Origin of the sequence: Paracidovorax cattleyae, assembly GCF_900104515.1 — a bacterium.
GTDB classification, from domain to species: Bacteria; Pseudomonadota; Gammaproteobacteria; order Burkholderiales; family Burkholderiaceae_C; genus Paracidovorax; species Paracidovorax cattleyae.
In genome coordinates, this window is sequence record NZ_FNJL01000031.1 from 65,026 (window position 1) to 71,478 (window position 6,453).

Below are 6,453 nucleotides of genomic sequence, written 5' to 3' on the forward strand. Positions count from 1 at the left end.
TTCCCCGGCCGGGTGCCCGGCCGCCGCATCTTTCCGCCACGGGCCGCGCCGCGCCCCTCCGGCATTCCACCCCTACCGCATTCACTGGAGAACAACAATGGGTTTCCTGACCGGCAAGAAGCTGCTCATCACCGGCGTGCTGTCCAACCGTTCCATCGCCTACGGCATCGCCAAGGCATGCCACGCGCAGGGCGCAGAACTGGCTTTCAGCTACGTGGGCGAGCGCTTCAAGGACCGCATCACCGACTTCGCCGCCGAGTTCGGCTCCCAGCTGATCTTCGACTGCGACGTGGCGAGCGACGAACAGATCGAGCGCATGTTCGCCGACCTCTCGGCCACCTGGCCGAAGTTCGACGGCTTCGTGCACAGCATCGGCTTCGCGCCGCGTGAAGCCATCGCCGGCGACTTCCTCGAGGGTCTCTCGCGCGAATCCTTCCGCATCGCGCACGACATCAGCGCCTACAGCTTCCCCGCCATGGCCAAGGCCGCCCTGCCCTACCTGAACGACAAGGCCGCGGTGCTCACCCTGAGCTACCTGGGTGCCCTGCGTGCCGTGCCCAACTACAACACCATGGGCTTGGCCAAGGCCAGCCTGGAAGCCAGCGTGCGCTACCTGGCCGAATCGCTGGGCCCGAAGGGCATGCGCGCCAACGGCATCAGCGCCGGCCCCATCAAGACCCTGGCCGCCAGCGGCATCAAGGACTTCGGCAAGCTGCTGGGCACGGTGGCCGAAGCCTCGCCCCTGCGCCGCAACGTGACCATCGAGGACGTGGGCAATGCCGCGGCCTTCCTGCTGTCCGACCTCGCCAGCGGCGTGACGGCGGAGATCATGTACGTGGACGGCGGTTTCAGCCAGACCGGCGGCATCAGCCGCGACAGCGCCAACCTGTCCTGAGCGTCCCTCCGCGGCTGCCGGCATGGGGCGCCGGCAGACGCGGACAGCCCTGCGGGCTTACTTGGGCAGCAGCACCTTGTCCACGACGTGGATCACGCCGTTGGACTGGTACACGTCGGCGATCGTCACGTTGGACGTGCCGCCCTTTTCATCGGTCAGCGCGATCGACGAGCCGCTGGCCCTGGCCGTCAGCGTGCCGCCGGCCACGGTCTTCAGGCTGGCCGGGCCCTTGCCATCGGCGATCGTCTCGGACAGCGCAGCCGCATCGATCTTGCCCGGCACGACGTGGTAGGCCAGCACCTTGGTCCAGCGTGGGCTTGTTCTCCGGCTTCAGCAGCGTGTCCACGGTGCCGGCCGGCAGCGCCGCGAAGGCCGCGTTGGCTGGCGCGAACACCGTGAACGGGCCGGGCCCCCTGAGCGAGTCCACCAGGCCCGCGGCCTTCACGGCGGCCACCAGCGTCGTGTGGTCCTTGGAGTTCACCGCGTTGTCGATGTGACGTCCTTGGTGGAGAACATCGGCGCACCGCCGACGGTCTCCTGCGCGAAGGCGGGCATGGCGGCGGCGGACAGGACGAGCGTGAAGCTGGCGGCTGCGAGGCGGGCATTCAGGGGCGAAAGGTCATGGAGGTCTCCGTTGGATCGTTGAGTGGAATGCCGCCCGAAGATTCGTGCGGCTGCCCACTTATATGGGCCGTGGTGCCGTCTGGATTCGACACCGCGGCCATCCCCATGCGAAAAAGCCCGGAGGCGCTTGCGCGCCGCCGGGCTTCCAGGGCCGATGCGGCCCGCCTCGCGGTCGGTCAGATCTTCCGGCCAAACGGGCCGTCGCTGCCCACCTGAACGATGTCTTCCGCCTGGGGCGCGTCCTTGCGGCCGCCGCGGCGGCCCGGCTTGGGCTGCTCCACCCGCGTCACGCAGTCGGCGTAATAGCGCACGTGGCCGTTGTCGTCCTCGATCTCCACCAGGCCGTGGATGTCGGTCTCGAAGCCCGGGCAGAGCTTGGCGAACTCGCGCGCGAACTTGAGGTAGTCCACGATCTTCTTGTTGAAGACCTCGCCCGGGATCAGCAGCGGGATGCCCGGCGGGTAAGGCGTGATCAGGCTGGTGGTGATGCGGCCTTCCAGGTGGTCGATCTCCACGCGCTCGGTCTTGCGGTGCGCGATGTGCGCATAGGCGTCGCTGGGCTTCATCGCCGGCGTCAGGTCCGACAGGTACATCTCGGTCGTCAGCCGTGCGATGTCGTACTTGGCATAGAGCGCATGCACGTGCTGGCACAGGTCCTTCAGGCCCATGCGCTCGTAGCGCTTGTGCTGCTGGCAGAACTCCGGAAGGATCCGCCACATCGGCTGGTTCTTCTCGTAGTCGTCCTTGAACTGCTGCAGCGCGGCCAGCAGCGTGTTCCACCGGCCCTTGGTGATGCCGATGGTGAACATGATGAAGAAGCTGTAGAGGCCCGTTTTCTCCACCACCACGCCGTGCTCGGCCAGATACTTGGTCACGATGGACGCGGGAATGCCGGTCTTGTCGAACTTGCCGTCCAGGTTCAGGCCGGGCGTGACAATGGTGGACTTGATCGGGTCCAGCATATTGAAGCCATCGGCCAGCTGGCCGAAGCCGTGCCACTTGCTGCCGTTCTTCCTGCTCTTGCCGTCGCTGCGGATGATCCAGTCCTCGGCGCGGCCCACGCCCTCGTCGGCCATCTTCTCGGGACCCCAGACCTTGAACCACCAGTCGTCCTTGCCGAACTCCTCTTCCACCTTGCGCATGGCGCGGCGGAAGTCCAGGGCTTCGAGCAGGCTCTCCTCCACCAGCGCGGTGCCGCCGGGCGGCTCCATCATGGCGGCCGCCACGTCGCAGCTGGCGATGATGCTGTACTGCGGGCTGGTCGAGGTGTGCATCAGGTACGCCTCGTTGAAGAGCGGGCGGTCCAGCTTCACGGTCTGCGAATCCTGCACCAGCACATGGCTGGCCTGGCTGATGCCGGCCAGCAGCTTGTGGATGGACTGTGTCGCATACACCACCGAATGCTTCGGGCGCGCACGCTTCTTGCCCATGGCGTGGTAGCTGCCGTAGAACGGGTGGAAGGCCGCGTGCGGCAGCCAGGCCTCGTCGAAGTGCAGGTTGTCCACGTAGCCGTCCATCATCGACTTGATGGTCTCGGTGTTGTAGAGCACGCCGTCGTAGGTGGACTGCGTGATCGTCATCACGCGCGGCTTCACCGTCGTGGCGTCCACGCCCTTGAGCAGCGGGTTGGCCCGGATCTTCGCCTGGATCGCGTCCCTCTCGAACTCGGCCTGCGGGATCGGGCCGATGATGCCGAAGTGGTTGCGCGTGGGCTTCAGGAACACGGGGATCGCCCCGGTCATGATGATCGAGTGCAGGATGGACTTGTGGCAGTTGCGGTCCACCACCACCACGTCGCCCGGTGCCACCGTGTGGTGCCACACCATCTTGTTCGAGGTGCTCGTGCCGTTGGTCACGAAGAAGCAATGGTCGGCGTTGAAGATGCGCGCCGCGTTGCGCTCGGATTCGCCGATGGCCCCGTTGTGGTCCAGCAGCTGGCCCAGTTCCTCCACCGCGTTGCACACGTCCGCGCGCAGCATGTTCTCGCCGAAGAACTGGTGGAACATCTGGCCCACGGGGCTCTTGAGGAAGGCCACGCCGCCGGAGTGGCCCGGGCAGTGCCACGAATAGGAGCCGTCTTCCGCGTAGTCCAGTAGTGCCTTGAAGAACGGCGGCTGCACGCTCTCCAGGTAGCTCTTGGCCTCGCGGATGATGTGCTTGGCCACGAACTCCGGCGTGTCCTCGAACATGTGGATGAAGCCGTGCAGCTCGCGCAGGATGTCGTTGGGCAGGTGGCGCGCGGTCTTGGTCTCGCCGTGCACGTAGATCGGCACGTCCGCGTTCTTGCGGCGCACCTGGGTGATGAAATTACGCAGGCTCAGCACGATCGGGTCCAGCCCCGAGCCCAGCGTGAACTCCTCGTCGTCGATCGACAGGATGAAGGCGCTCGCCCGGCTCTGCTGCTGCGCGAACTGCGACAGGTCGCCGTAGCTCGTCACACCCAGCACCTCGAACCCCTCGGCCTCGATCGCCTGCGCCAGGGCCCGGATACCCAGGCCCGATGTGTTCTCCGAACGGTAGTCCTCGTCGATGATGACGATGGGAAAGCGGAATTTCATGCACAGCCTCCGAGCAAGCGGGCCCAAAAAACGAAATAGGCGCGAAGTGTAAGGAATAACGATGTCATCCCTTTGAAGACATCGGCATTTGACCCAGAATGGACGGGAAAGCACCGGCTCCGCCGGGCACGGACATGCGAGGAGGACACCCGTGATGCAGCATTCCACCCTCTGGTGGCTGATGGCCGGCGCGATGGTCGCCGCCGAACTCGTGACGGGCACCTTCTACCTGCTCATGCTGGCCGTCGGCCTCGTGGCCGGCGCATTGGCGGGGCATGCCGGCCTGCCGATCACCGCGCAACTGGTGGCGGCCGCCTTCGTGGGCGCGGGCGGCGTCATCGCCTGCCACCAGTTGCGCCGCCGCCGCATGGCCGCCGCGCAGCCCGCCGCGAGCAACCGCGACGTGAACCTCGATGTCGGCGAAACCGTGCAGGTGCCCGCCTGGAACCCTGATGGCACGGCCCAAGTGCGCTACCGCGGCGCGCAGTGGACCGTGGTGCTGCGCAGCGGCCCGGCCGGCTCGGCCAACGCCCTGCCCGGCGCCTACCGCGTGGCGGAGGTGGTCGGGAACCGGCTGGTGGTGGACGCCGCCGCCTGAGCGCCGCGGCCCCCCGCCGGTGGCGCGGCCGCCCCTGTGCCTTTCCTTCCGCCTGTGCTCCGGCGCAGGGTTTCTCCAACCCCTTCCCCGGACCCGGTCCGGTCCGCCCAAGGACTCCATGGAAATCGCCCTCATCCTCTTCGTCATCGCCGGCATCTTCGTCGCCCGCTCCATCAAGGTCGTGCCCCAGCAGAACGCCTGGGTCAAGGAGCGGCTGGGCAAGTACGCCGGCACGCTCACGCCCGGCCTCAACTTCCTGGTGCCCTTCATCGACCGCGTCGCCTACAAGCACAGCCTCAAGGAAATCCCGCTGGATGTCCCCAGCCAGGTCTGCATCACGCGCGACAACACGCAGCTGCAGGTGGACGGCATCCTCTACTTCCAGGTCACCGACCCCATGCGCGCGAGCTACGGATCGAGCAACTACATCATGGCCGTCACGCAGCTCGCGCAGACCTCTCTGCGCAGCGTGATCGGCAAGCTGGAGCTCGACAAGACCTTCGAGGAACGCGACATGATCAACGCCCAGGTGGTCGCCGCCATCGACGAGGCCGCCCTCAACTGGGGCGTGAAGGTGCTGCGCTACGAGATCAAGGACCTGACCCCGCCCAACGAAATCCTGCGCGCCATGCAGCAGCAGATCACCGCCGAACGCGAGAAGCGCGCCCTCATCGCCGCATCCGAAGGGCGCCGCCAGGAGCAGATCAACATCGCCACGGGCGAGCGCGAGGCCTTCATCGCCCGCTCCGAGGGCGAGAAGCAGGCGCAGATCAATAACGCGCAGGGCGAGGCCGCCTCCATCACCGCCGTGGCCGAGGCCACCGCCCAGGCCATCGAGCGCGTGGCTGCCGCCATCCGCCAGCCCGGCGGCGAACAGGCCGTGCAGCTCAAGGTGGCCGAGCGTGCCGTGGACGCCTACAGCCGCGTGGCCGCAGATGCGACCACCACCCTGGTCGTGCCCAGCAACATGACCGAGGTCTCCACCCTCATCACCTCCGCGATGAAGATGGTGCAGGGCGCGCAGCGGCCCTGAGAGCGGACCACAGTGCCAGGCAACGCACGACGCAACGGGCAGCGCGAAAAATTCCTGGGCCGGTTCGCCGGGAGCCGCAGGAATCGCTGCTATACTTGCGGGCTTCCGGAGAGGTGGATGAGCGGTTTAAGTCGCACGCCTGGAAAGCGTGTGTGGGCTAATCCCCACCGCGGGTTCGAATCCCGCCCTCTCCGCCATTTGGCCTAAGTCGTTGATCTATAACGATTTTTAGGCAAATTGGCAAAAGGACTGGTAGCACTTTTGGTAGCAAAAAGTGCTCACACTCCCTGTTTACAGCCGCAATGGCATGTACTACTTGCACACGCGGGTAGGCAAAAAGCAGTTCAAACGCTCCCTTGGCACTCGTGATCCCGCAGTCGCTAAACTGCGTGCATTGGATTTTCTGCGTGCCATTGCGATGTACAAACCCAAGCTCTCCGACTTCAACCTGGACCCGAGCAAGCTCTCCAAGTACGAACTTGACCTGAGCCGAGGCATTGCACGGTCTGACGGTCCCGAAGATCACGCCCGTTTGCTGGAAGCAATTGAGGCGATTGCCCCTGGGAACCTCTCACAACCCCTGATCCGAGCCCAGCATCAAGGCTATCCGCACACATTCACCTGCTTCGGGAGCGCGATAGCAACTGCCCTGGGGACGATCCCCGTGCTCAGGGGCCTTTCGGCCCCAGCGACTCATGCGTTCGCCGTGCGCGGGCGCACCTGTGCCTTGCAGGCGCCGCTTTTG

5 protein-coding genes, 1 tRNA gene and 1 pseudogene are annotated in these 6,453 nt (G+C 65.9%); 5 read left to right on the forward strand and 2 right to left on the reverse strand.

From position 1 onward, the window contains the following. Nucleotides 1–97: 97 nt before the first annotated feature. Nucleotides 98–895, forward strand: coding sequence for an enoyl-ACP reductase FabI (gene fabI / locus BLR05_RS20900; RefSeq protein ID WP_092838388.1), 798 nt, complete (start codon nucleotides 98–100; stop codon nucleotides 893–895). Between the two features lie 57 nt (nucleotides 896–952). Here the strand turns inward: fabI and BLR05_RS20905 are convergent. Together BLR05_RS20905 and BLR05_RS20910 are read right to left on the reverse strand one after the other, a co-directional pair. Beyond that, nucleotides 953–1,518 (reverse strand): annotated as a pseudogene (locus BLR05_RS20905) (fasciclin domain-containing protein). Nucleotides 1,519–1,695: 177 nt separating this feature from the next. Further along, on the reverse strand, nucleotides 1,696–4,077 hold the full coding sequence (locus tag BLR05_RS20910; protein WP_092838391.1) for an arginine/lysine/ornithine decarboxylase: 2,382 nt from the start codon (nucleotides 4,075–4,077) through the stop codon (nucleotides 1,696–1,698). Nucleotides 4,078–4,231: 154 nt separating this feature from the next. On the opposite strand from BLR05_RS20910, the gene BLR05_RS20915 reads away from it, so the two are divergent. The 4 genes from BLR05_RS20915 to BLR05_RS26650 form a co-directional block, all read left to right on the forward strand. After that, nucleotides 4,232–4,675 carry an NfeD family protein gene (locus BLR05_RS20915; RefSeq protein WP_092838394.1) on the forward strand — a complete coding sequence of 148 codons (444 nt, stop codon included), beginning with the start codon at nucleotides 4,232–4,234 and terminating at the stop codon, nucleotides 4,673–4,675. Between the two features lie 118 nt (nucleotides 4,676–4,793). Beyond that, entirely contained in the window at nucleotides 4,794–5,708 is a 915-nt protein-coding gene (locus BLR05_RS20920) for an SPFH domain-containing protein (RefSeq protein WP_092838396.1), read from the forward strand. A 107-nt stretch (nucleotides 5,709–5,815) separates the two neighbouring features. After that, a tRNA-Ser gene (locus BLR05_RS20925) sits at nucleotides 5,816–5,905 on the forward strand. 110 nt (nucleotides 5,906–6,015) lie between these two features. Then, nucleotides 6,016–6,453 (forward strand): DUF6538 domain-containing protein (locus BLR05_RS26650; RefSeq protein WP_353615687.1); only part of this gene is annotated, 438 nt, incomplete at its 3' end.